Source organism: Alteromonas sp. AWQ4_252 (genome assembly GCF_056158205.1).
In genome coordinates this window covers 2,183,031-2,207,882 of sequence record NZ_JBSWSV010000001.1, presented here as the reverse complement: position 1 = coordinate 2,207,882, position 24,852 = coordinate 2,183,031, and the positions used below count along the sequence as shown (strand labels likewise).

The 24,852-nt window shown below is 47.6% G+C and carries 26 protein-coding genes; all 26 read right to left on the bottom strand.

Features of this window, described 5'->3' with window-relative positions; all coding sequences use genetic code 11:
* Window positions 1-1,056: a homocysteine S-methyltransferase family protein gene (locus ACXACM_RS09770; protein ID WP_474821410.1), complete on the bottom strand. Its 1,056-nt coding sequence runs from the start codon at window positions 1,054-1,056 to the stop codon at window positions 1-3.
* A gap of 3 nt (window positions 1,057-1,059) precedes the next feature.
* Window positions 1,060-1,998 carry a homoserine O-succinyltransferase MetA gene (gene metA, locus ACXACM_RS09765; RefSeq protein WP_474821409.1) on the bottom strand — a complete coding sequence of 313 codons (939 nt, stop codon included), beginning with the start codon at window positions 1,996-1,998 and terminating at the stop codon, window positions 1,060-1,062.
* A gap of 99 nt (window positions 1,999-2,097) precedes the next feature.
* Window positions 2,098-2,514: a DUF2802 domain-containing protein gene (locus ACXACM_RS09760; RefSeq protein WP_474821407.1), complete on the bottom strand. Its 417-nt coding sequence runs from the start codon at window positions 2,512-2,514 to the stop codon at window positions 2,098-2,100.
* A 62-nt stretch (window positions 2,515-2,576) separates the two neighbouring features.
* Complete coding sequence (locus ACXACM_RS09755; RefSeq protein ID WP_474821406.1) at window positions 2,577-3,065, bottom strand: chemotaxis protein CheW; 489 nt, start codon at window positions 3,063-3,065, stop codon at window positions 2,577-2,579.
* A gap of 18 nt (window positions 3,066-3,083) precedes the next feature.
* Window positions 3,084-3,818: a chemotaxis protein CheW gene (locus ACXACM_RS09750; RefSeq protein WP_474821404.1), complete on the bottom strand. Its 735-nt coding sequence runs from the start codon at window positions 3,816-3,818 to the stop codon at window positions 3,084-3,086.
* 5 nt (window positions 3,819-3,823) lie between these two features.
* Complete coding sequence (locus tag ACXACM_RS09745; RefSeq protein ID WP_474821403.1) at window positions 3,824-4,588, bottom strand: ParA family protein; 765 nt, start codon at window positions 4,586-4,588, stop codon at window positions 3,824-3,826.
* Between the two features lie 24 nt (window positions 4,589-4,612).
* Entirely contained in the window at window positions 4,613-5,755 is a 1,143-nt protein-coding gene (locus ACXACM_RS09740) for a protein-glutamate methylesterase/protein-glutamine glutaminase (RefSeq protein ID WP_474821402.1), read from the bottom strand.
* Window positions 5,756-5,782: 27 nt separating this feature from the next.
* Window positions 5,783-8,053: a chemotaxis protein CheA gene (locus ACXACM_RS09735; RefSeq protein ID WP_474821400.1), complete on the bottom strand. Its 2,271-nt coding sequence runs from the start codon at window positions 8,051-8,053 to the stop codon at window positions 5,783-5,785.
* 12 nt (window positions 8,054-8,065) lie between these two features.
* The gene (locus tag ACXACM_RS09730; RefSeq protein WP_474821399.1) at window positions 8,066-8,809 is read right to left on the bottom strand and encodes a protein phosphatase CheZ; all 744 of its coding nucleotides are present in this window, start codon (window positions 8,807-8,809) and stop codon (window positions 8,066-8,068) included.
* Window positions 8,810-8,841: 32 nt separating this feature from the next.
* The gene (gene cheY, locus ACXACM_RS09725; protein WP_474821398.1) at window positions 8,842-9,225 is read right to left on the bottom strand and encodes a chemotaxis response regulator CheY; all 384 of its coding nucleotides are present in this window, start codon (window positions 9,223-9,225) and stop codon (window positions 8,842-8,844) included.
* Between the two features lie 52 nt (window positions 9,226-9,277).
* Complete coding sequence (locus ACXACM_RS09720; protein WP_474821397.1) at window positions 9,278-10,006, bottom strand: RNA polymerase sigma factor FliA; 729 nt, start codon at window positions 10,004-10,006, stop codon at window positions 9,278-9,280.
* A complete protein-coding gene (locus tag ACXACM_RS09715; RefSeq protein ID WP_474821396.1) occupies window positions 10,003-10,869 on the bottom strand; it encodes a MinD/ParA family ATP-binding protein in 867 nt (288 codons plus the stop codon). Before ACXACM_RS09715 ends, ACXACM_RS09720 begins: the two co-directional genes overlap by 4 nt.
* Window positions 10,866-12,281 (bottom strand): flagellar biosynthesis protein FlhF, encoded by a 1,416-nt coding sequence (flhF, locus tag ACXACM_RS09710; protein WP_474821394.1) that lies wholly within the window; start codon window positions 12,279-12,281, stop codon window positions 10,866-10,868. The genes ACXACM_RS09715 and flhF overlap by 4 nt, the downstream gene beginning before the upstream one ends.
* Window positions 12,282-12,308: 27 nt before the next feature.
* Complete coding sequence (gene flhA, locus ACXACM_RS09705; RefSeq protein ID WP_474821393.1) at window positions 12,309-14,408, bottom strand: flagellar biosynthesis protein FlhA; 2,100 nt, start codon at window positions 14,406-14,408, stop codon at window positions 12,309-12,311.
* Window positions 14,409-14,501: 93 nt separating this feature from the next.
* Window positions 14,502-15,626, bottom strand: a complete 1,125-nt coding sequence (flhB, locus tag ACXACM_RS09700) for a flagellar biosynthesis protein FlhB (protein ID WP_474821391.1) — start codon at window positions 15,624-15,626, stop codon at window positions 14,502-14,504.
* A gap of 11 nt (window positions 15,627-15,637) precedes the next feature.
* A complete protein-coding gene (gene fliR / locus ACXACM_RS09695) occupies window positions 15,638-16,420 on the bottom strand; it encodes a flagellar biosynthetic protein FliR (RefSeq protein ID WP_474821390.1) in 783 nt (260 codons plus the stop codon).
* 6 nt (window positions 16,421-16,426) lie between these two features.
* Window positions 16,427-16,696: a flagellar biosynthesis protein FliQ gene (fliQ, locus tag ACXACM_RS09690; protein WP_474821389.1), complete on the bottom strand. Its 270-nt coding sequence runs from the start codon at window positions 16,694-16,696 to the stop codon at window positions 16,427-16,429.
* Window positions 16,697-16,704: 8 nt separating this feature from the next.
* Entirely contained in the window at window positions 16,705-17,469 is a 765-nt protein-coding gene (gene fliP / locus ACXACM_RS09685) for a flagellar type III secretion system pore protein FliP (protein WP_474821387.1), read from the bottom strand.
* Window positions 17,459-17,875 carry a flagellar biosynthetic protein FliO gene (fliO, locus tag ACXACM_RS09680; protein ID WP_474821386.1) on the bottom strand — a complete coding sequence of 139 codons (417 nt, stop codon included), beginning with the start codon at window positions 17,873-17,875 and terminating at the stop codon, window positions 17,459-17,461. The genes fliP and fliO overlap by 11 nt, the downstream gene beginning before the upstream one ends.
* A 28-nt stretch (window positions 17,876-17,903) precedes the next feature.
* Window positions 17,904-18,311: a flagellar motor switch protein FliN gene (gene fliN, locus ACXACM_RS09675; RefSeq protein WP_474821384.1), complete on the bottom strand. Its 408-nt coding sequence runs from the start codon at window positions 18,309-18,311 to the stop codon at window positions 17,904-17,906.
* A gap of 30 nt (window positions 18,312-18,341) precedes the next feature.
* A complete protein-coding gene (gene fliM / locus ACXACM_RS09670) occupies window positions 18,342-19,400 on the bottom strand; it encodes a flagellar motor switch protein FliM (protein WP_474821383.1) in 1,059 nt (352 codons plus the stop codon).
* A gap of 12 nt (window positions 19,401-19,412) precedes the next feature.
* Complete coding sequence (gene fliL / locus ACXACM_RS09665) at window positions 19,413-19,964, bottom strand: flagellar basal body-associated protein FliL (RefSeq protein ID WP_474821382.1); 552 nt, start codon at window positions 19,962-19,964, stop codon at window positions 19,413-19,415.
* An 85-nt stretch (window positions 19,965-20,049) separates the two neighbouring features.
* On the bottom strand, window positions 20,050-22,110 hold the full coding sequence (locus ACXACM_RS09660; RefSeq protein ID WP_474821380.1) for a flagellar hook-length control protein FliK: 2,061 nt from the start codon (window positions 22,108-22,110) through the stop codon (window positions 20,050-20,052).
* A 178-nt stretch (window positions 22,111-22,288) separates the two neighbouring features.
* The gene (fliJ, locus tag ACXACM_RS09655) at window positions 22,289-22,735 is read right to left on the bottom strand and encodes a flagellar export protein FliJ (RefSeq protein WP_474821379.1); all 447 of its coding nucleotides are present in this window, start codon (window positions 22,733-22,735) and stop codon (window positions 22,289-22,291) included.
* A complete protein-coding gene (gene fliI / locus ACXACM_RS09650) occupies window positions 22,735-24,069 on the bottom strand; it encodes a flagellar protein export ATPase FliI (protein ID WP_474821378.1) in 1,335 nt (444 codons plus the stop codon). The genes fliJ and fliI overlap by 1 nt, the downstream gene beginning before the upstream one ends.
* Window positions 24,062-24,844 (bottom strand): flagellar assembly protein FliH, encoded by a 783-nt coding sequence (fliH, locus tag ACXACM_RS09645; RefSeq protein WP_474821376.1) that lies wholly within the window; start codon window positions 24,842-24,844, stop codon window positions 24,062-24,064. The genes fliI and fliH overlap by 8 nt, the downstream gene beginning before the upstream one ends.
* Window positions 24,845-24,852: the final 8 nt, after the last annotated feature.

Genomic DNA, 24,852 nt, shown 5'->3' with positions numbered 1-24,852 from the left:
TTAGTGCACAAACGGTTCTAAACCAGACAAACGCATTCTGGGCTCAAAATGCGGTATCTTCCTGGGGGGAATACCAGCGACAGCAGCTGCCATTGCAGCGGTATGTTCTGGTGTGCTACCGCAACATCCACCCACGATATTAACGAGCCCTGATTCAGCCCACTCTTTAATATGCGTCGCCATTTCTTCAGCGCCCATGTCATACTCACCAAACTCATTGGGTAAGCCCGCATTGGGGTGAGCAGACACCAAACATTCCGCCACATTGCTAATTTCTTCCACATATTGACGAAGCAAATCTGGTCCAAGCGCACAATTCAGGCCCATGGAGACGGGAGTCGAGTGACGCATAGAATAATAAAAAGCTTCAGCTGTTTGTCCGGACAACGTTCGCCCTGAAGCGTCGGTAATCGTGCCGGAAACCATAACGGGCACCCGCTCTCCCTGTTTGTCAAATACCGTTTCAACGGCAAAAATAGCCGCTTTCGCATTTAAGGTGTCAAATATAGTTTCAATAAGAATGAGATCGGCCCCGCCCTCTAATAACGCTTCTGTAGACTCAATGTAAGCCTCTACGAGTTCGTCAAAGGTCACATTGCGCTTGCCAGGGTCATTCACATCCGGGGAAATCGATGCAGTGCGGTTAGTGGGGCCAAGTACCCCAGCTACATAACGGGGTTTTTCTGGTGTTTTGGACGTAAACTCGTCACAGGCTTTACGGGCTAATTTAGCCGCAGCCAGGTTAATCTCCTTCGACTGCGCTTCCATGTCATAATCAGCCATTGCGATGGTTGTGGCATTGAAGGTATTAGTTTCAATAATATCCGCACCTGCCGCCAGGTAAGCACAATGAATGTCGTAAATAATGTCTGGCTGGGTGATAGCAAGAAGATCGTTATTCCCTTTAACATCGCAATGCCAATTGGCAAATGCCTCGCCTCGATACGCATCTTCTTCCAGCTTGTGCTCCTGAATCATCGTACCCATGGCACCATCAAGAACCAGAATGCGTTTTTCTGCTGCTTGCAGAATAGTTGTTTGGGTGTTATTTGCCACGTGTTACCTCTTTGGCTGGGCTTTTTCAGCCAACTGACTCAAATCATAAGGAGTAGTTTGATAAACATAATAATTGAGCCAATTGTTAAACAGCAGACTACCATGAGAGCGCCATCGAACCAACGGCGGTTTTTTAGGGTCGTCTTCAGTGAAATAATTAACCGGCACGGGTGACGGTTGTCCTGCCTCAATATCGCGAAAATACTCGTCGTGTAAGGTCAGCGGGTCATATTCTGGATGACCGGTAACAAATACCATGCGCTTGTCTTCAGACACCACAGTATAAGCACCAGCCTCAGGTGACTCAGTAATCACCTTCAAACCGCTGATGCTGTTGTAAATCTGACTATCGATAAAGCCGAATCGCGAATGTGGCGCATAAAATTCAGGGTCGAACCCCCGCAGTAGTTCATTGTATGGGTCGAGTACCTTGTGGGCATAAACACCGGACAATTTAGCATCACGCAATTCCCGCTGAATACCATAGAAATGATACATGGCAGCGTGAGCTGCCCAGCATAAATATAGAGTAGACTGAACATTGCGCTGTGCCCATTCGAGGATTTCTGTCATCTTATCCCAGTACTTAACTTCGTGATAAGGCAGATGCGCTAGTGGCGCCCCTGTGACAATGAGTCCATCGTATTTTTTATCTGCAATTTCAGAATAGTCGTGATAAAACGCATCCATGTGCGACTGGGGCGTGTTTTTTGGCGCAAGCTTGTCTACTCTTATAAGGTTCACATTCACTTGCAAGGGAGTATTTGATAACAAACGAAGCAACTGTACTTCAGTCTGAATTTTGTTGGGCATGAGGTTTAAGATACCCACTTCCATTGGACGGATATCCTGAGTGGCAGCACGATTGCTGTCCATGGTGAAGATATTTTCACCTGAAAGGACATCCTGGGCGGGCAGTTGGTCAGGAATACAAATAGGCATGGCAGCTCCGACAATAATCCGATAATGGTGTTATTGTGGCTGATCTTTACAGGAAGTCAACTTCTTTACGTCTGGACGTCTAAACGTCTTTTTTTGCGTCTATTTTTTCCGGTGCATACTAATCAGTAATTCCGCCTCAGCGCGAGGCAGATCACAGGCTTGCATAATTTCGTTGACGTCAGCACCCGATTTCACCAACTCCGCTGCTCGGGAATACAAGCGCATGGACGGATCCTGGTTTTTTACTTCTCGCAATTGGTTTTCCACCTGGGTACATTGTTCGCTCAAGCTATGCATGTGCTTTGCCTGCACCATTGAGCGTGTTTGCATTTCCGTGAGTTGGTTTTCCACCGCGTTGATTTCGCTGCGAAATTCTTCGAGTAGAGAGTGTAGCGCCGTCATCTCCTGTTGCGTTGCAGCCTGTTCACTCTTACTGTGAAAATAAAACCACAGTACTGCCACCACAGCAAGTAGCCCGGTGGCGATAGCAAGTAATGACAGTGCTGAAGCATCCATATAACGGCGCGTTCTCCTTGATAACACTAAACGGTTAAGGTTGACCGTCTAGATTGCAGTTATTAAAAACCGCTTATTTCGTCCCATTCGTCATCGCTAAGCAACTTGTTCAAATCGACGAGTATGAGGAGTTCCCCATCGCGGTTACTCACACCCTGAATAAACTTAGCACTTTCTTCAGTACCCACGTTAGGTGCACTGTCTATTTCAGAAGACTTCAGATAAACCACTTCCGCTACACTGTCTACTAAAATACCCACAACCTGTTCATCAGACTCAATAATAACAATTCGTGTATTGTCTGTTGTTTCAGTTGGCATGAGACCAAACCTGGCACGAGTATCAATCACAGTAACAACGTTACCACGCAAATTGATGATCCCAAGCACATAATCAGGTGCGCCGGGCACTGGCGCGATTTCAGTGTAACGCAATACCTCTTGAACCTGCATAACATTGATGCCGTAAGTTTCTTCGCCTAAACGATAAGTCACCCACTGCAACACCTCGTCGTTGTCTGGTGTATTACTCATAGTCGTTTTATCATTCATATTACCCGGCTCCCCAAGCTAGCCCGTTTGATCATTACTGCCCAAACCATTGTTGAGCATTGCAATTAACTGATATACGTCGATTAACGCGCACATCCTCTCTTTCACCATACCGGCCAGCCAGGGGCGTTTACCCCCGGTTTCACGCCATTTCACTTCGTCTTTGGACAAGGTGATAGTATTGACCAGCTTATCACTGGCTAAACCCCAAGCGCTGTCACCCAGCATAATAAGATACTGATAGTGTAGCGTTTCTGCGAGATTTTGGTCATATTTTTCTGGCATCACCCACATCGCAGTGTCCACCACGTTAATTTTTTGCTCCCGCAGCAGCATTACGCCCTGAAACCAAGCAGGTTTGCCAATAAGACTGCCAACTTTCTCCAACCGGTGGATCCCACCCAGTGTAATAAGTGGAACTGCAAGCGTTAAACCGGCAACTTCAAAAAAAAGCGCCTGAAAACGGTTTTCCAATAAGTCTTTAACATGCGCCATTTCCGGCACAACATCCACTGACTTTTCTTCCGCTTCAACTACAGCATTTGCAAGAGTAATCTCTGGCTCAGGCGCAACCACTTCATCGTCAACTGGCTTTTCATCTACAGGCACGCTTTCAGCTAAGTCGAGAACGGCTTGCTCAAGAAGCTTCGCTGTGTTCGCAGTGACTTGTGCCGGATCTTCCGGGCCGTGAAGTAGACTATCAAGATACGCCTGCATTACATCTTCGCGGGCAAACGGCGTACTTTTACTCATGTTCTTTACCCATCCAGTTCATCTAACAATTTGGTGTAAGCATAAACCCCGCGTGCCCTTGGATAGATTACCGACGCAGGAGATTGTGCCTGACTAGCATCGCGAAAACGTGTATCTACAGGAATGACACCTTTCCACACTTTAGTACCGTAATCATCAATTAGTTTCTTGTGCGATTGAATAGCTGCATTCGTCCGCCGGTCAAACATAGTGGGAACGATTACGGTATCGAAGTCCTTCTGCAACGATCGCCCCATAATTTCCAGCGTGTGTATCATTCTATCCAACCCTTTAAGTGCCAAGAACTCAGTTTGAACTGGCACGATAACCTTCTGACATGCAGCCAGCGCATTAACCATTAAAACACCCAGTACAGGCGGGCAATCAATGAGCACGTAATCAAATTCATCCCTGACCGTTAACAAAGCTTTTTTGAGGATTAGCCCCATGCCACTTTGCATGCCCATTTGTCTGTCCAGTGTGGCCAATGCCATGGAAGCTGGAAGAATAAATAAACTGTCGAGCTTTGTTGGACAGAGGCAATCAAGCACTGCATCTGCCGTTATCTCCACTTGAGACATAAAAATATCATATACAGATGCACTTAATTCCTCAGCATCCGTTCCAAAATAATAGCTCAGGGACGCGTGGGGGTCAGTGTCGATTAATAAGACCCGTTTACCTTGTAGAGCGAGAATACCGCCCAAAGTGACCGTAGTCGTTGTCTTTCCTACGCCCCCTTTCTGGTTGGCAATCGTCCAAATTTTCACTTCCCCACTCCCGCTCGAAACTGATTACACACGCATTTCGGTTAAGATACACTCTGCAATATGGTCAATACCGATACTTTTTTCAGCGATGTTCGCCTTCGATACCGCTTGTGGCATACCATAAACCACACAAGATGCTTGATCCTGAGCCCAAATTTTAGCGCCACGCTCAAACAACCCTCGACACCCTTCGCGACCATCCGCCCCCATGCCAGTGAGAATAATGCCCAGAACATCAGCTTCGTATACCTGAACTAAGCTGGAAAACGTAATATCCACGCTGGGTTTATAGGTCGCCTTTTGGTTTGCATCTGCATCTTGAATTTCTATTGTTGGTCTGGCGCCTTTCTTCACCAGCATTTGTTTTCCTCCTGGCGCCAAGTAAGCAACACCAGGTTTAAGTACGTCACCGTGTTCGGCTTCTTTTACTGAAATACGGCAGTGGTTATTGAGTCGTTGTGCAAAAGCGTTCGTGAAAGTCCCGGGCATATGCTGGACCAGAATGATAGGATAGGGAAAATTGACCGGTAACTCAGACAGCACTTTTTGCAGCGCGACAGGCCCACCGGTGGACGCCCCTATCGCCAAACAACGGTATCGTTTACCCGACGCCTTAACTCTGGTTACAGTTGGCTGAGAAACCGCTTCTTCTCTGCCTGTTAGCAAACTGGAGGATTTAAAGAACGTAGCTTTTGGTGCGTTAGCCGGCATCCTCGGCGACGCTGTAGTCCGCTCTTGCCTCAAATTAGGCGCACGCCCAATGCCCACTCCACGCCGTGCTAATAACCTGACCTTCGTGCGTAATAAACCTACAGCATCCTTGCGTTCTTTTGCGATTTCTTCAAATTTCTTCGGTAAAAAATCTAATGCCCCGGCTTCAAGCGCATCAAGTGTCGCCTGTGCGCCGGCATGGGTTAAAGACGAAAACATAAGGATCGGTACAGGGCGTTTCTCCATAATGGCTTTCACTGCGGAAATACCATCCATAACAGGCATTTCCACGTCCATTGTAACCACATCTGGGGAAAGCTCAGTCAGCAACGCTAACGCCTCTTTTCCATTGCGGGCTTCACCAACTACTTGTAGGTCTCTGTCCTCGTCTAGAATTTCCCGAACACGTCGTCTGTAAAAGGTGGAGTCATCCACCACCAGGACTTTAAAAGCCATCTAACTTTAATTCCTTTAAACTAACCCCTACGACTTTCGAGCGTAGCGCTTCAACAAGCTCGGCACATCCAGGATTAGCGCAATACCGCCATCAGAGGTAATAGTCGCTCCCGCCATACCTGGCGTTCCCTGTAACAATGCATCCAAGGGTTTAATAACGACTTCTTCCTGACCAATTAGTGCGTCAACAACGAAACCTACTTGTTGCGTACCTATCTGTACCACTACTACATGACCTTTTTCTCGATCAATGTTTTTAGGGCCACGTATAAGCCACTCACCAAGGAAGAACAGCGGTATTGCTTTAGAGCGAACGATCATCGTTAGCTGGCCATCAACCGTATTGGTCTTTTTAATGTCCATATTAATAATTTCGTTTACCGCTCCTAAGGGTAATGCGAAAGTTTGTTGACCAACCACAATCATCAACGTTGGCAGTATAGCGAGGGTCAGAGGTACCTTTATTTCAAGGCATGTTCCCTTACCGAGTTGCGAATCAATATTCACTGTGCCGTTAAGCTGGGTAATTTTGGTTTTAACCACATCCATGCCCACACCACGACCAGAAATATCACTTATTTCCGTTTTGGTGGAAAAGCCAGGGGCGAATATTAGGTTAAAAGCTTCAACATCAGACATTCTTGCAGCTGCATCGGCGTCAAGAACCCCCCTGCTGATGGCAATTTCTTTCAACTTTTCCGGATCCATTCCCTTACCATCGTCTTCGATAGTCAGTAAAATGTGATCACCTTCCTGAGAAGCCGCGAGTTTCACCGTACCCATTCTTGGTTTGCCGGCATTGGCACGGTCGTCAGGCATTTCTATACCGTGATCCACCGAGTTTCTCACCAAGTGAACCAAGGGGTCTGCCAGAGCTTCTACCAGGTTTTTATCCAGATCTGTTTCTTCCCCTTCAAGCTCAAGGGTGATTTCTTTTTTCAGACTTCGCGCAAGGTCACGCACAACCCGGGGGAACCGGCCAAATACTTTCTTAATTGGTTGCATCCGGGTTTTCATTACTGCACCCTGGAGGTCCCCTGTCACCACATCTAAATTGGCAATAGCTTTAGACATGTCTTCGTCGTTGGTATTGATACCCAGGCTCAATAAACGGTTTCGCACCAATACAAGTTCACCTACCATGTTCATAATCTGATCAAGGCGCTTGGTATCAACACGAACTGTTGTCTCTGCCGGAGGTGGGGCAGGCGAACCTTTTTTATCGTCTTTTTTCGTCGCCGCAGGCTTCGCTGCTGGCTTGGCAGCCGGTGCCGGTTTTGCAGCTGGCGTGGCTTCTGGTTTTTTGGTTACAGGTGCCGCCGCTTTAGCCTGTTCGGCTTTCGCAGCCTGTACTGCTTTGGTAGCTTTTTCATCTACCGAAACATTGGCCTCAATGCTTGGGCCCTGGCCCTTTCCGTGGAGCTGATCTAACAGCGCTTCAAATTCGTCGTCAGTGATTTCATCACCGTCTGAACCTGATGAAGCACTAGTTTCCGCAGTAGTTGCTGGCGTCGACGCTGGGGCAGGCGCTTTACTCTCACCTTTAAACTGCCCTTTGCCGTGCAGCTCATCGAGAAGTGCTTCAAACTCATCATCTGTAATGTCGTCGCCACCATCACCTGGTGCCGCTGCAGGTGGTGGCACTGAAGTCGCTTCCGTCTTCGCTACCGCCGATTCTGGCTCCGAAGGACGACCGGGAGCTCCTGAGCCGTGAAGTTGATCAAGTAACGCCTCAAATTCATCTTCAGAGATATCTTCAATACTACCATCTTCAGATACTTCGTTAACCGCAGCAACTTCCGGAGCAGCAGGAGTGTCCTGAATGACTACGGCGGGCTCTTCCGGTTCCGTCGCTACTGGTTGTTCTCCAACAGCCGTTTCAGTACCAAAGATATCTTCATCAGGAGATTCAGGTTTGCTGAGTTTGTGGAGTACATCTACCAAGGTAGCATCTGCGGCTTCAAGGGGCTCTCTTGATTTCACCTTTTCGAACATTTCAACAACCACATCAGTGGCTTGTAAAATAACGTCCATCAATTCAGGTGTCAGGTTTCGCTGACCATTTCGCATGACGTCGAAAACGTTTTCGGCGCCGTGGCAGATTTCCACCAATTCGGTCAAAGACAAGAACCCAGCCCCGCCCTTAACTGTGTGGTATCCTCTGAATATTGCGTTTAGAAGGTCGGCGTCTTCTGGATTATTTTCCAAATCGACCAACTGCTCCTGTAACTGTTCCAAGATCTCACCGGCTTCAACCAAAAAGTCCTGTAAGATATCCTCATCAACCTCAAACGACATGTTCGCGCTCCCCTAAAAACCTAGGCTTGACAGTAGATCATCTACGTCATCCTGGCCTTGTACTACATCATCCCGCTCTTCAGCATTTATAATCGGTCCTTCAGCTTCCACAGCGTCGACTGATTTAGATTTAGCAGGCGATGGTTGGCCTTCTTTTTCTCCAAATACAGTCAGCATATTTACCAAACTGTCTTCGACCTCTTTTACAAGGTCAATGACACGGCGAATTACCTGCCCGGTAAGATCCTGATAGCCTTGTGCCATTAATACTTCTGTTAATAAACTGGTCAGTTTTGACGCATCAGTTGAGGTTTGCGTAAATAAGGTATCAATATCGAGACACAGCGACTTGAACTCACCCAGCTCGATCTGACGGGTCATTAATTTTTTCCACTCAGGCTCAATACTGCCAATTTTCTCCGACAGCGCCTCAGCGATAGGCATGCAGGATTCCACAGCGTCCATGGTTGTATTCGCTGCTTTTTCCGTTTCTTCAATTACGTAGGTAAGGCGTGTTTGCGCATCCGGGATATCGTCATTGGCAAGGCCAGCAATGCGCTCATCAAGTTGAAAACTATTAAGTGCGTCGTGAAGTTGACGAGTCAACTTTCCCACTTCGGCAAACAATTCGACAGACTCTTTTGCGGAGACTACTTCCAATAGTGAATTGGCTGAATCTTCATCTCCCTGCTCTAAATAGGTAACCAGTTGCTTTGCTTCTTCGAGCGAGATAGGTACTTTTTTTGTTGGTATCATCCAGTAATCCTCTTCTCTGGGGCGCGGCTGGATTAACCTAAGCGCTCAAAAATCTTATCGAGTTTTTCCTTAAGCGTTCCTGCTGTAAATGGTTTTACCACATAGCCATTAACACCTGCCTGTGCAGCAGCGACGATTTGCTCTTTCTTCGCTTCAGCAGTTACCATCAATACAGGCAAGTGCTTCAGTTTATCGTCGGCACGAATGGCACGAAGCAAGTCGATACCTTGCATTCCCGGCATGTTCCAATCTGTTACGACAAAATCAAAGTCGCCCTGTTGGAGCATGGGAAGTGCAGTACTGCCATCATCTGCTTCCTGAATATTAGAAAAACCTAAGTCTTTTAGAAGGTTCTTTATGATTCGTCTCATTGTAGAAAAGTCATCCACAACAAGAATTTTCATGCTCTTGTCCAAAATAGCCTCCGTTGAGGAATGTTCAGTTGTTATTGATATTCGTATGTTTGCTTTATTCTTCAGCCTGCCATGACTGCATTCGTGCTTTTAGTTTTAGCATAGCCTGGCTGTGAATTTGGCTCACCCTTGACTCACTCACGTCAAGAACTTCACCAATTTCCCTTAAATTCAGTTCTTCATCATAGTACAAGGAAAGGACAATTGCCTCTCGTTCTGGCAACGTTGTAATTGCGTGTGCCAGCGCTTTCTGAAAAGCACCTTGCATGAGGTCTTCTAAGGGTGAATCGTTGCCCTTATTTTGCTCTATGCTGATAACATCTTCAGAAACGCCTAAATCTTCTATACCAACCAACTTACCAGCGTTTACTTCGTTGAGCATTTGATGGTAAGCATGGATACTGACATTTAGCTTAGCAGCAATTTCCGTATCTCGCGCATCTCTTCCTGTTTCTCTTTCGACCTGATTGATTGCATCGGTAATAGCTCGGCTGTTTTTGTGGACGGAACGCGGCGTCCAATCGCCTTTTCTAATCTCATCAAGCATAGCACCGCGAATGCGGATCCCTGCGAAAGTTTCGAAACTCGCGCCTTTAGAACCATCGAAATTTTTTGCTGCCTCAAGTAGCCCTATCATTCCTGACTGAATGAGATCGTCAACGATAACACTGGCTGGAAGACGGGCAATAAGGTGGTGAGCAATGCGCTTGACAAGGGGCGCATGGCGCTCGACCAACTGGGCTTTATCAGATTGTTGCTGATAGGCTGCCGCTTTACTATTCAACGTTGCTCACCTACCGCTTGCTTGGTAACCAATTGCTCAATGAAAAATTCAAGGTGACCGCCCGGTTGCGCCGGAACAGGCCAACTAATCGCCTTGGTGGCCAATTGAGTAATAGCAAGCGCCGCCGGTGAAGCTGGGTAAGCATCGACAATAGAAGTTTGTTTGCGAACGGCACGACGGATATTCTCATCAAAAGGAACAGTTGCCACTAATTCTAGCGCTACATCGAGAAAACGCCCTGTTACTTTTGAAAGTTTACTGAATAATTCCTGTCCTTCACGTATGTCTCTGACCATATTAGCCACGATTTTAAATTTAAAAACACCGTGTTCGCGATTGAGAATTTTAATGAGAGCATAGGCATCAGTCAGTGATGTGGGTTCATCACAAACAACCACCATAATATCCTGAGATGCACGGGAAAAACTGAGCACCATGTCGGAAATACCAGCAGCGGTATCGACAATTAACACATCGATTTGCGAACGGAGCTCACTGAATGCTCGGATTAACCCCGCGTGCTCGGTAGGAGACAACTCTGTCATGGCCTGAGTGCCCGATGTGGCCGGCGCAATTTTTATCCCATGGGGCCCGGTAACGAGCACGTCATCCAGCGTACATTCGCCGGATAGCACATGAGAGAGGTTTCTCTCCACTCGCAAACCCAACATCACGTCGACGTTGGCAAGACCCAGGTCGGCGTCCAGCACCATAACCCGCTTTCCCTGCTTCGCCATCGCAATAGCTGTATTCAATGTAATGTTGGTTTTCCCAACACCACCTTTGCCGCCGGTGACGGCGATAACCTTAATGAGGCTTGACTGATTCATCTTTCGTAAGCTACTCGCTTGATCTTCGATCATACTGCCTGAACTGAATTAACTGCGTGATTACACTTAGTATGGTCTAAACCATACTTTTTATAAAGCTTTGCTGCTGCGGAAACCAGAGATTTTGCATCAGCAATTTTAATATCTTCAGGCACCTGCTGCCCGTCTGTAACATAACTAACTGGCAGTTGTTGTTCTACCGCGATACTCAGTACTTCACCTAAACTGTAGCATTCATCCACTTTTGTGAATATACAACCATCGAGCTTCACTGAATTGTATGCTGCAATTATACGCTGTAATGCAGGATATTGGGTATTTGCTTGCGCAACCAGGTATTTACGAACAGGTTGCACTTGACCGCTGTTAAATTGCCCAAGTTGTTTAATTAAACGACTATCCCGCTGACTGAAGCCTGCCGTATCTATTAATATTAGACGTTTATGGCGTAACTGAAAGAGTTGCTCAGATAATTCTTCACTACTTTGTGCTTTTCTCGTAGTGCACCCAATAATTTTTCCATAAGTAGCCAATTGCTCATAAGCTGCGATTCGATAAGTATCTATTGTTATCATGGCCACTTGTTCGGCACCGTATTTTTGTGCGTACCGAGCTGCAAGTTTTGCCACTGTAGTGGTTTTTCCAGTACCAGTAGGTCCAACCAAAGCCACTATGCCGGTCTGATTAAGGATATCATTACCACTGACATTAACGCGATTAGCTAAAAGATTAAGAAGGTAAATCCAGGCTTCCCTCTCGGTGTAATGACCCGGAGTATAATGAACCAGCTGCTCAGCAAGAGTGGAACTCAGCCCCATACCCGTTAATCGCTGCATAAGGTAGCTGTGAACAGGCTTCTGCTGACGCTTTTTTGCGTCCATAAGATCTGCCACCTGATGCTGTAGTACGCTTCGCAATGAGGCCAGCTCAGCTTTAATACCGTCTAACTCGTTACTCGCTGATGGAGACTGGGCTACATTTTGCGGGGCACTAAACCCCGGATTCATTTGTGATACCGGCTTGTCTAAAACCGATTCAGCTTGCGACACATCGCCTGAAAATAAAGAATCATCATCGCCAAACATCATATCGCTTGAAGGTCCATTTGCAGGCTGTTGTTGAGATGCAGAAAATGCCGGAGTCTGCTGGCTTTGCGTCGCCGCAGATGCCGTTTGTTTCTCTAGTAATGCCCTGAGGCTATCGGAGCCGTCATCACCAATTATTTCGCTCAATGTAGGTGTCGCTTTAGGTTGCGAAGTCTTTGCTGTTTCATGGCGGGGTGTAAGCTTCAGCTTAGCTTCCGGTTCCTTGTCATACGCCGCAACGAGCTCAATGCCATCTGCGACTTTTCTGTTGGACATGATAACTGCATCACTCCCCAGTTCAGCCTTAACCTGGCTAAGTGCCTCGCGCATGTCCTTACCAAAAAAACGTCTGATCTTCATTTCACCTTCTCCACACCCGGTGTCAGATTATTGACCCACTGAGCTGACAATTTTAATTTGTTTGTCATCTGGTATTTCCTGATAAGACAAAACGTGTAATCCCGCTACTGAATACTTGAGGAAACGAGATAAAACGGGCCTTAACATACCTGATGTCAACAGTACTGCAGGCTCGCCTTCCAACTCTTGCTGTTGTGCGGCCTGTTGCAGAGACTGCTGTAGTCTGTCGGCTAGGCCTGGCTCTATGCCAGCACCGTCTTCACCACCTGCTTGCAGTGACTGGTGCAACATTTGTTCCAACTCAGGTGCCAGAGTTATGACAGGTACTTCTTTATTGCCCTGACTAATCTCTTGGACAATGAGGCGCTTAAGGGAAATTCTGACCGCAGACACCAATACATCCGGGTCCTGACTGCGGGGGCCATACTCAGAAAGGGTTTGCACAATAGTACGCATATCGCGGATAGGTACACCTTCAAATAACAAGGTTTGCAGTACTTTAACTACCGTGCTTAACGGCAAGATATCGGGCACCAGACCTTCCACTAGTTTTGGACTTTGTTTTGCCAACATATCAAGTAACTGCTGTGTTTCCTCGTGCCCTAACAGTTGGTATGCATTATTACTAAGCAACTGACTAAGATGTGTAGCCACTACGGTGGCAGCATCTACCACTGTATAACCGAGCGTTTGTGCATGCTCACGTTGATTAGGTCGTATCCATACCGCGTCGAGGCCAAAGGCAGGGTCTGTCGTGGGGCGCCCATCAAGCTGGCCAAATACTTGTCCGGGGTTAATGGCTAGCTCCTCATCATGACTAACCTGAGAGTCTCCGATTGTCACCCCTAACATGGCGATGGTATACGCGTTGGGGTCCAGGTCTAAATTATCCCGAATATGCACAGGAGGTACCAAGAAGCCCAGCTCTTGGGATAACTTTTTGCGTACCCCTTTTATTCGGGTCAACAGCTCACCGCCCTGGCTCTTATCCACCAGTGGTATAAGACGATAACCAACCTCCAGACCAATAGTATCTACTTGCTGGACGTCATCCCACCCAAGTTCCTTCACTTCCGGCGCAAGCTGCTCACTGGCTTCTGATTTAGCGGGTACACTCGGCTTCTGCGCCGCTTTCTTGGCTTGGGTGCCTTGCCAGTATGCATAACCAGCGGCTATTGCCGCAAAGCCCAAAAACGCCAGATGAGGCATGCCTGGCACAATGCCCATGACAAACAATACCGCTGCGGCAATATAAAGCGCCCGAGGGTTACCTAACTGCGTGCGGATCTCTTTACCCATCTCTTGGGTTTCGTTTTCCCGCGTCACAATAATGGCGGTGGCAACAGAAAGCAGCAAAGAGGGAATTTGTGCGACCAGTCCATCACCAATGGTTAGAATGGTGTAAACCTCAAGGGCATTACCAAAAGAGAGATCGTGCTGAATCATACCGATAAATAAGCCACCAACAATGTTGATAAGCATAATAAATAAGCCTGCTACAGCGTCCCCTTTGACGAATTTTGACGCACCATCCATGGAGCCATAGAAGTCTGCTTCTGCGGTAATTTCTTCACGACGATTACGGGCTTCATCCTGGTCGATATAACCGGCGTTGAGGTCGGCATCAATAGCCATTTGTTTACCGGGCATAGCGTCGAGAGTAAAGCGGGCGCTTACTTCTGAAATACGGCCGGCACCTGCGGTAACCACTTTAAAGTTAATGATAAGGAGAATTGCGAACACCACTACACCCACCGCATAGTTGCCGCCGATCACAACCGCGCCAAAAGCTTCAATCACTTTACCGGCTGCGTCCCCTCCCTCGTGGCCATATAACAGTACAACTCGCGTGGATGCTACGTTTAGCGCCAGGCGCAGTACGGTCGCAATAAGCAACACTAAGGGGAAAATGCCAAAATCCACAGGTTTTTGTGTAAACACAGCGACCAGAATGATAACCAGGCTCAACGCAATATTAAAACTAAATAGTACATCCAGTAGAAATGGCGGCATGGGTAAAATAACCATCCCCATGATTGCCAAAAGTACCACCGGGGCGCCCATTCCGTTGGTAAAGGTTTGCAACTGGTTTTTATCAAACCGCTGAAGATAACCGGATAACTGCATGGTATGAAAATCTCGCTAACAGAAAATTGACGCTCAATTCGAGTCTGTAGAGGGATTTACAACTACCATGCCACTTTGCACGAACCTAGTGGTTTAACGACGCAATTCGGGAGGAATCGGCAAATCTTTTTTAAGCGGCTTAGGCCGCTTGCCCTTACCCGCTTTAAATGCGCGCAACTGAAATACATATGCCAACACCTGAGCGACAGCCATAAACAATTTGTGAGGAATTTCGTGCTCCACCTCGGTGGAGTAATAAATGGCTCGGGCCAGCATAGGCGAAGGCACAATGGGCACTTCATGGGCATCGGCAATTTTTCGTATGTGCATAGCCAGCTCATCAACACCTTTAGCAACCACCACAGGTGCTCTACCGCCATTGTCATCGTATTTTAGCGCCACTGCGTAATGCGTCGGGTTAGTCACAACCACGTCTGCCTGTGGCACTTCCTGCATCATTCGCCGGGCAGCAGCCTGATATTGCAGTTTTCGGATGCGACTTTTTACCTGTGGATTACCATCGGCGTTTTTTCGTTCGTCCTTCACTTCCTGTTTAGACATTTTCATTTCTTTGTTGTGCTTATACAGTTGATAAGGCACATCGAAGGCAGCTATGGGAATCATCCCCAGAGTCATTATTAGAAAAGCCCAACCCAGCATATCGAGGGCATGAAACAGGTTTCGCGGATACAATTCCATATCCAGATGCAAGGCTTCGTCCTGGAAGTAAAGTAATGCGCCAAAAGCCAGGGAACCGATTACCAAAAACTTGGCGAAAGCCTTAAGTAATTCAACTAAACCATTGATGCCAAACATGCGTTTGAACCCCGCCAGCGGATTCATTTTGGCGAAATTTGGTTTCGCAGAATACCAGGTGAAGTTGTACCCACCCAGTGCAATAGAACCGTAAATACCCGCGATCATTGCCACTATCATGTATGTAAGCACCGGTCCTGCTACCGACGTAAACGCCAAACCCCAGGCTTGAAACATATACGTAGTGTCGTAAGTTTGTGAGCGCGAGAGTTGAAACATGCCCTTCATCATAGTAAAAACAGCCTGAGCGATTGTACCTCCCATCACCAGAAACATAACACCGCTAACAACCAGCACAAGGGCTGTTGACAATTCACGAGACCTTGCCAAGCGTCCCTTTTTTCGGGAGTCATCAAGTTTTTTCCCCGTGGGGTCTTCTGTTTTTTCCTGTTCGTCAGCCATACCTGATTACCTTACACAGGGCATAGTTGTAATAACTCGCACATAAATTGCTGAGCGCGTTGCCATTGACTGGCAAAGTGAGACGTAAAGTTATCCAGGGTTATCCATATGATGATAAGACCCATGATTTGGGCTATGGAAAAACCAATACTGAAGATATTGAGTTGTGGCGCTGCTTTTGTCATAACCCCAAAAGCCAGATTGACGATAAGCAAAGAAACAATGGGTGCCAGAGATAAGGTTACAGCCGAGATGAACATCCAGGCTCCCCACTCTGCGATGCTTTGAAATTGCTCCTTCGTCCACCACGCTTCGCCAATGGGAAATGCATCAAAACTCATGGTAATCATTTGTATCATGGCCAGGTGCCCGTCTAGCGTCCAAAACAGTAAGGTGGCTAAAATCAGATAGAATTGGCCTACTGCAGGTACGTTGATGCCGTTTACAGGATCCACTATTGAAGCAAAGCCCAATCCAGTTTGCATTGCAATGATTTGTCCGGCCAGCACGAAGGTATTGAGTACCATCATAGAAATAAAACCGATAGCGATGCCAATGATGAGCTGTTGCACTACCATCACAAAGGCCGCCACATCAACCAGATTTTCAATGGGTACAGGTTTAACAACTGGCATAATAACCAGTGTCAAAAAAATCGCGAGCAAAGCTCTAACGGTCGTAGGTATGGATTTGGCACTCAACCCAATCATAGCCGCAAACATACCGCTGATGCGCATAAAAGGCAGCAGCATGTCAGCGAGAAACTGATTGACCGTGGCAAGCTCAAGGTTCATGAAAAACTAGCCAACAACCTGCGGAATTTGCTCTACCATGTGAAAGGTAAAATCCATCACCTTTTCCACTAACCAGTTACCGCCCCAGCTTAGCGCCAACAGGGTAACAATTAAGCGAGGCAGGAAACTCATGGTTTGTTCGTTGATAGAAGTGGCAGCCTGGAACACCGCGACCACAAGGCCAACGATCATACTCGGCACAATTACCGCCGATACCAGTAAGATGACCATGAACATAGATTCACGAAGAATTTCAACAAATACTTCTGGTGACATACGCCCTCCTAAACACCCATACCAAAACTGGTAGCCAGCGTACCGAAAATCAGGTTCCACCCATCAACTAAAACGAACAACATCAGTTTAAATGGCAGTGACACAATCATTGGAGAAAGCATCATCATACCCATAGCCATAAGTATCGATGCCACAACGAGGTCGATGATGAGAAATGGAATAAACAACATAAAACCAATCTGAAAAGCAGTTTTCAATTCACTGGTCACAAAAGACGGAATAAGAATAGTCATTGGCACGTCTGCAGGCTCATCATATTTGCCTTCGTCACCGGCAATACGTACAAAAGTTTCAAGATCCTTTACCCTCGTTTGCGACAACATAAATGCTCTCATGGGTTGCGCCGCTTCTTCTAAGGCCTCTCCTGCCGACATGGCCTCTTCGAGATAAGGCTGCAATGCCCGTTCATTCACTTCTTCAAACACAGGCGTCATAATAAACATAGACAAGAATAAGCTAACGCCAATGAGAATTTGATTTGAAGGTGACTGTTGTAACCCGATGGCCTGACGCAGAATTGACAACACCACTATGATTCGCGTGAATGAGGTCATCATCATAATAAAGGCGGGGATCAAACTTAACGCTGTCATGATGAACAGCGCTTGCAGCGTCATCGAGTAATCCTGTGAGCCATCCGGATTAGTGGTGACAGTGACGGCAGAAATACCCTGTTGCGCCAATGCTGGTGTCGCTAACAGCACCGAAAGCAGTAGAGAGATAACCCCCAGTTTTAGCCAGCTACTTTTCATTTTTATTGCCTTCTTTTACTGCCGGATTAAGGGTGCCCGCCATGGCTTTAATGAGTTTATCTTTAAAATCTGCCCCTTGTGTGGTTGAGGGGGCTTGGGTAGACAAAGGGGTCTCCAGCTTAGCAAGATGATTGATGTTGTGAGCAGTAACGCCAACCATGTGTTGCTCGTCGCCAACCTGAATCACCATAATGCGTTCCCGAGCACCGGCCACCATGCTGGCCACAACTTTCATTTGACCACTGCTGGCGTGAGTGACATTAAACCGACGCATTAGCCAGGCAAGGGAGAAAATAATCCCAACAACTAAAAGTAATGATAGGAAAATTGACAGTACTGATGTGGGATTTGTGATTGAGTTAGCACTATCTGCAACTGCGGTGTGGCTAAATAACAGGGGCACCAAAAGGCAACCCCCTGTTTTGGAAAGCGTTTTAGCGAAGCTTTTTAATTCTCTCGATTTGACTGATAACATCCGTTAACCGAATACCAAATTTATCGTTGACCACTACTACCTCTCCATGAGCAATCAACGTGCCATTTACCAACACATCCAATGGTTCACCCGCAACTCTGTCGAGTTCCACCACAGACCCTTGGTTTAATTGTAGCAGGTTGCGGATACTTATCTGGCTTCGGCCCACTTCCATAGAAATAGTGACCGGAATATCCAAGATGGTATCCAGCTTTTTCTTTTCTTCCTGGGTAATAGGAGCGTCATCGGTTAATTCATCCAGTTCGGCTACCTGAACGTCGTCATTTTCGCCCCCATCTGCCGCTTCTGCATCCGCCTGCTCGGCCATGGCTGCTGCCCAATCGTCCATTCCGTCATTTTCACTCATGACAATGCCTCTTTATTTGCAACCTGTTTATCACAGATCTTCTTCAAGTACTTGTAGTTCCGCGTCATTATCAATAACCCGGCCGCCACGTGTTAATAGTTGTAGCTCCGACTTCACTGAAGTCGGCCTTGGAATTTTGCCTGATATTTTAAGGGCCAGATTATCTCTGGACCGGCCTAACTTCGCCCTGAATGTAGGTAAATCTTCTATCAATACGGTAATGTGCTCTGGCATTTCCACAGGAATGATATCGCCAGGTTTAAACTCCATTACCTCCCGCAGTGGGACATCTACCTCTAACATATGTGTGGTCAAAGCCACATGAACATCAAGTATTTCATCCCGCAGAGCCTTACTCCACCTGAGATCAGTATCTTCCTTGTCGCTCTGTACACCTGCGTCCAGCAATTCCCTAATAGGCTCCAACATAGAATACGGCAAGGAAACGTGAAAATCGCCACCGCCTCCATCCAATTCAATATGAAAAGAACTGATAACCACCACTTCTGTGGGACTCACTATGTTGGCCATTGCTGGATTCACTTCCGAGTCGAGATATTCAAACGACACGTCCATTACAGGGGCCCAGGCTTCCTTATAGTCTTCGAAAATGATTTTGAGCAACATCTGAATAATCCGCCGCTCAGTTGGTGTAAATTCCCGGCCCTCTATTTTGGCGTGATAACGCCCGTCGCCACCAAAGAAGTTATCCACCAAGATGAACACTAACCGTGCTTCCATGGTAATGAGTCCAGTACCTTTGAGTGGGCGGAACCTCACCATGTTCAAACTGGTAGGTACAAACAATGTGTGAATGTACTCGCCGAACTTGATCATTTGAATGCCGTTTATCGACACTTCGGCGGAACGACGCATCATATTAAACAGACTCACCCGCAAATGCCGGGCAAACCGTTCGTTCACGATTTCCAGTGTGGGCATTCGCCCACGAACTATACGGTCTTGAGAGGAGAAGTCATACTCCAATGCCGACGCGTCGGAAGGTGCTTCGGAGACCTCTTCTTCTTCAACGTCATCGACACCGTGTAACAGAGCATCAATTTCGTCTTGTGATAATAAATCGCTCACAGTGTTATCCTGTTATTGCATCACGAAGCCGGTAAACAACACTTGCTCTACCACTTCTGAGCCCGTGAATTTTTTCATAGCGCCCTGAACTTCTTCCAGCGCCTTTTCACGCAGTTCTATTTTCCCTGCTTCAGTAACTAAATCATCAGCGTTACTGGAACTAAATACTTTCAGCAAGGTTCCCTGAATAAGCGGAATATTGACCTTGGCAGCCTCTTCATTTTCACTTCCACGCACCAGTAACTGAATTTTTATCTGAACAGTTCTTTCCCGCCCACTACCAGGAATATGGAAAGTAATCGGCTGTGGAATCGCCACATACAGTGCACTGCCCATTTCAGCACTGCCACCACTTTGTGGGGAGGTAGCTTCTGCTTCTGCAGCTGTCACCTCGCCACCTTCACCTTCGGCAAGTTGTTCTGCAGCGGGTTCATCGTCACCTGCAAACAGAAAGAAATAAGCGGCGGCCCCTCCACCAAGGAGAACTACCACGATGATGATGATTAACATCAGCTTACTTTTCTTGCCGCCTTCTTCTTCAATCTGTAACTCTTCGTCTGCCATGGATTACACCTTTTCAACCATTTAGGCGGATATTATGGGACATTACTGACAATGTGCAACACACATCAGGTATGCATCTTCACCATTAAGCATAGTCGTCAATGCCACCTTGTGCTTGCCTGGTCAAAGCTTGCTCGCTAATTTGTGTCTCTTCGTGAGATTCACCTGCCAACTCCCCCTGACCGCCACTGCCAGTGCCAGTGCCAGGTTGATCATCTCCGCTACTTTGTTGTTGCTGTTGACTGACAACGGATTCGCCCAGCGCAATACCTTGTTCAGCTAACATATCCCGCAACCTCGGTTCTGCCTGAGCCAATGCGTCTTTAGCCTGGGGGGATTGCACAACAAAACTCACTGATGCCGAATCACCGGCTACGTTAACCCTGACTTGCATACTCCCGAGTTCCGGGGGATCCAAGCGAATTTCCGCCATGGAGTTTCTGGCATTCACCATCCAGCGAATTTTTTCTGCCAGCTGTTGCTGGCCTTCTGGCTGATGGATATTCACCGGTTTATTATTGTCTTGTAATTGTTTATCGTGCTGCTCTGACGCCAATTGTTGCACTTCGTTAACGGCGTTCACTGTGCCTTGGGTCACGCTTTGTAACGTAGGCACAGAATTAGACGCACTTTGGGTAAGAGATGACGCCATAGCTGACACCATACCTATTTGTTTCAGCTCGGCATTCACTAGCTGCTCTGCCTGCTCCCGTCCCATCGCTTCAGCATTGACAATAACGTCGCTAATAGCGCTTTCCAGGGTCGTTGCGACTGCACTTGAGTCCATCAGGCCCTTTTGATACTGGCTCACCGCTTCAGCGACACCTTGCTTTATTTCGGCCCTTTGACTGTCACTCACCCCTGCAGGTAACGCTGCAGCGACCCGCTCAACAATAGCGCCAGAGACAATCTCCTGAGTTTCTGTCTTCCCTTCGCTGAGAAGCGGATTAATTGATTGTGCTATGTCGTTACTTGCCTCATCGGCCCCCTGCTTAGTGGCGGCGAAAAGTTTTGACAAGTTTTCGGCATGGGAATTGGGGTTACCTTTTGGTTCGCCATCGCTTGCAGACTGGTCTTTTGCATCCCCGAAGAGCTCTGCTTGCATAAGTGATAACAGCAAGCCAGCATCTCCAGACGATTCTGCATCAGCGCCGTCAACTATCTCAGTATCAGCGCCATTGGATTCACGACTATTTTTCGTTGTTACGTGGTTACCCAGCATTGCCAGCAACGCTGCCGCCATTTGACTTACCTCAGCGATGTCAGTTTGCGTTTGCGGAGCTACCTCGTCGGAACCGGCTTCCACGTCCATCATCGCGGTAACCGCATCGATGATTTTATCCGCGAGAGCCTGAATGTCACTATCGTTCTCTTTGGGGGCGGCGCCCTGAATTGGCGTGTTTTCGTTGCTTGCAGGTGAATCTTTAAGCAATGCAATCAACTGAGAAAACTCATCTAAAAGCTCACTGTCATGTTCAACGCCGAGCGATTCATCGACACTTTGGTCTGATCCGGCTGCAAGCTCTTCAACCTTATCGGCTAAGAGTTCCGTTGTTGCCAACCAATCGGGTCTATCAGGGTGCTCTCCGTGCTCCGGTGCCGCGTTCGAGCTTTCAGAGTGATGTTCTGTTTCTCCCTTAAGCTGACGAATTGAATCGACAAAAGCAAGCCAGTCGGTTTCTGCCGTTTGATTGCCTTGGTGACCTAATTCTGACACCACATACTGTTGCTCATGCTCAGGTAATAAGTCTTCATCGGTTAATGTCACCTCATCCTTGTTTTCACTGTTGGCCAAGCCCCTCGCCAAATATTCAGCACGTCCGCTTTTGACCTCACCGTTGCCGTCTTTGTCGATGACCTTGCTATTAACCGTGCTTTTCTCTGGTATGTCACTTGCGATTTCGTCTTCGCTGGCCAACTCACTCTGAGTACTCTTTGATGATTCAGACTTTCTCCAATGGACATCTGTCACATCGTCGGCATTTTTCACCGCACCATTAGCAGCGCTATCTTTCGGCTTAGCCTTCGCAAAGGCATCAGCAAATGCCGTCGCATCCTGACCCTCAGCGTCTGCGGGATTGCTGGCGTCAATAGAAATTGGTAACGCGGCAATATCTGAACCCTTCGTGGCAACTTGTTGCATCATACACTTTCACCTTTTCCCCTATATTCCGCTACTGGTGTCAAAAAAGTAGCTATTTAACAGGGTTAGAACTTAGGACATATAACCCTGAGCAAGAGCTGTTCCAATTATGAGATATTGCCAATAAATTAGTCTGAACTGGTGATTGTCAAAAGATGAGGAGAGGACTAAAAAAGTCGAACTATTTAGTATGATGGGTCCGGAAATAGCGCTGCATAGCAAACTCGTCCATCATGGCCTGTTCTGCGCGGTTAGCTTTATCGACAGCTTCCTGTGCTTTTTTCTCCAGCAGTAACTCCACCGCTTTACGCCGTTTTTGCTGTTCCAGCCAGGCCTGCTTCCTTTGGTCAGCGGCCAATGTTGCTTTTGAAATAACATTCAATTGCTGTTGACAAGCTTTCTCCAATTGCCCGACAAACGTCAGGTGCTGATGATAAGCCTTAGCGCCGACTCCGCCTTTCGCATTTTGCTGAATTTGGCGCAGGTAATCGAGGCGATACTGCTGCAAACTAGACAACTTTTGGCGCTGCTGAGCAAGTTGTTGTTGTGCCATCTGGTAGAGCTGCGCAGCCTTTTGCTCCTTTTCTTTTTCGAATCGGGCTACAAGGGTTAATTGCTCTGTCGCCATCAGCCTTTACCTAAGCCACCAGCAAGTGCTGTCATGCCCTGAAGACAGTCGTCGTAAGTCAGTACTTGCTTCATGCCCTGCTGCAAAAATGCATTGATAGCCGGCTCAGCACGAATCGCGAGGTCAATCCTTGGGTCTGACCCTTTGGCATAAGCACCGATGGAAATGAGATCTTTGTTTTGTTTGTAAGTGGAATAAACCTGGCGAATTCGCCTGGCCTGTTGCAGATGTTCATCACTGGTTACCATTGGCATAACCCGACTTATGGATGCCTCTATATCAATGGCCGGATAGTGGCCACTGTCAGCAAGACTTCGCGAAAGCACGACGTGGCCGTCGAGGATCGCCCGGGCAGCATCAGCAATAGGATCCTGCAAATCATCACCTTCTGTAAGAACAGTATAAAATGCGGTAATAGAGCCTTGCCCTTCACTGCCGTTGCCCGCACGCTCCACCAGTGCCGGCAAGCGTGCAAATACTGAGGGTGGGTAGCCCTTAGTAGCGGGTGGCTCTCCCACGGCCAGGGCTATTTCCCGTTGAGCCATGGCGTATCGGGTCAAAGAATCTATGAGGAGTAAAACATTCATGCCCTGGTCACGAAAATATTCCGCTATGCAAACCGCAGTTTCACACCCCTTTAGGCGCATCAACGGCGATGTATCAGCAGGAGCGGCAACAACGACGGCGCGCTTGCGCTCTTCTTCGGTGAGTATGTCGTGAATAAACTCCTTTACCTCACGTCCACGTTCTCCTACCAGACCTACAACAACAACATCGGCTTCACAGCCCCGAGTCATCATGCCTAACAACACCGATTTACCTACACCAGACCCTGCAAACAACCCCATACGTTGTCCCACACCAACTGTATTCAAAGCATTGATAGCGCGCACTCCCACATCCATTGGCTGTGAGATTTGTCTGCGACTTAGTGGGTTCATTGGCGGACGAGCGACGGGGACGCGGGTATCGGCTTTTACTGGTCCCAACCCGTCAAGCGGTTGACCATTGCCATCTACAACCCGACCGAGTAAACCAAGCCCCACGGCCAAACCGCTTTCTCGATTGAGAGGCAGCACTCTTGAACCAGGTACAATTCCACGGACTGCTTCTGTAGGCATTAGATAAGTAATGTTTTCTGCAAACCCCACCACTTCGGCTTCTATTTCGCCTTCTACCGTTTGTACCATACACTGACTGCCAACGGGCAATTGACAACCTACGGCTTCGAGGGTCAACCCTATTCCACGTACTAATTTACCTGCAGCAACAACAGGCGGCTGCGGAATATCGTTTGCCAGCTCTTCAAAGTAATTTCCCCAGGGACTAGTCATTCCCCAATCCCTGTTCCAGTAAAAACTTGTCCAGCACATCCCGGCAACGGCGCTCAACAGACACATCCACGGCATTTTGCGCGGTGGTGATATCACACCCTCCCCTTGCCATAGAAGGGGTTTCGATTAGCTGCCAGCCTTTATCTGACAACGCTTCTTCCCCATAATGCCTGGTTACCAAATCGATATCCTCAGGATGCATTGCTATCTGATAATTAGTATCATTCACAGGCAAGGCCTTAAGGCCTTCTGACAAAGCCTGTAGTATGCAGTTCTCAGTTGTAGTCACTTCTGTTCGGATCACTGCACGGGACAGGGCAACGGCAAGTTTCACCAATTGCCTTCGGGTATCATCATTTACCTGTGCTAATGGTGCGGCAAGATTATCCGCAAGAGAAGACCAAGCACTGGCTAGCTCATTAATATGCGCTTCTCCTTGCTGAAGACCTTCATCTTTTCCAAGTTGCAAGCCTTCTTCGTAGCCGTTTTGTTTTCCCTCTTCAAAACCTGCGGCCCTGCCTTCCTCAAACCCGGCTTGTTTCCCTTCACTGTATCCTTCGTCGTAGGCGGCTTGTCGAATGGCTTCAATTTCCTCCAGAGTAGGAGGTTTTACTTCCTCTTCTTCCGGTTCTGGCGGCTCGTACTTCCAGTCGCTACGCCGGTTTAATGCATTGGTTTTTTTCTTTTCCTCTGCGCTTTTCTCATCAGCAATAAATGGCAAATCCCAGGATTTTGCTTCCAGGAATTCATCGTCCAGGTGGGGCTTATCACTCATGCTTACTC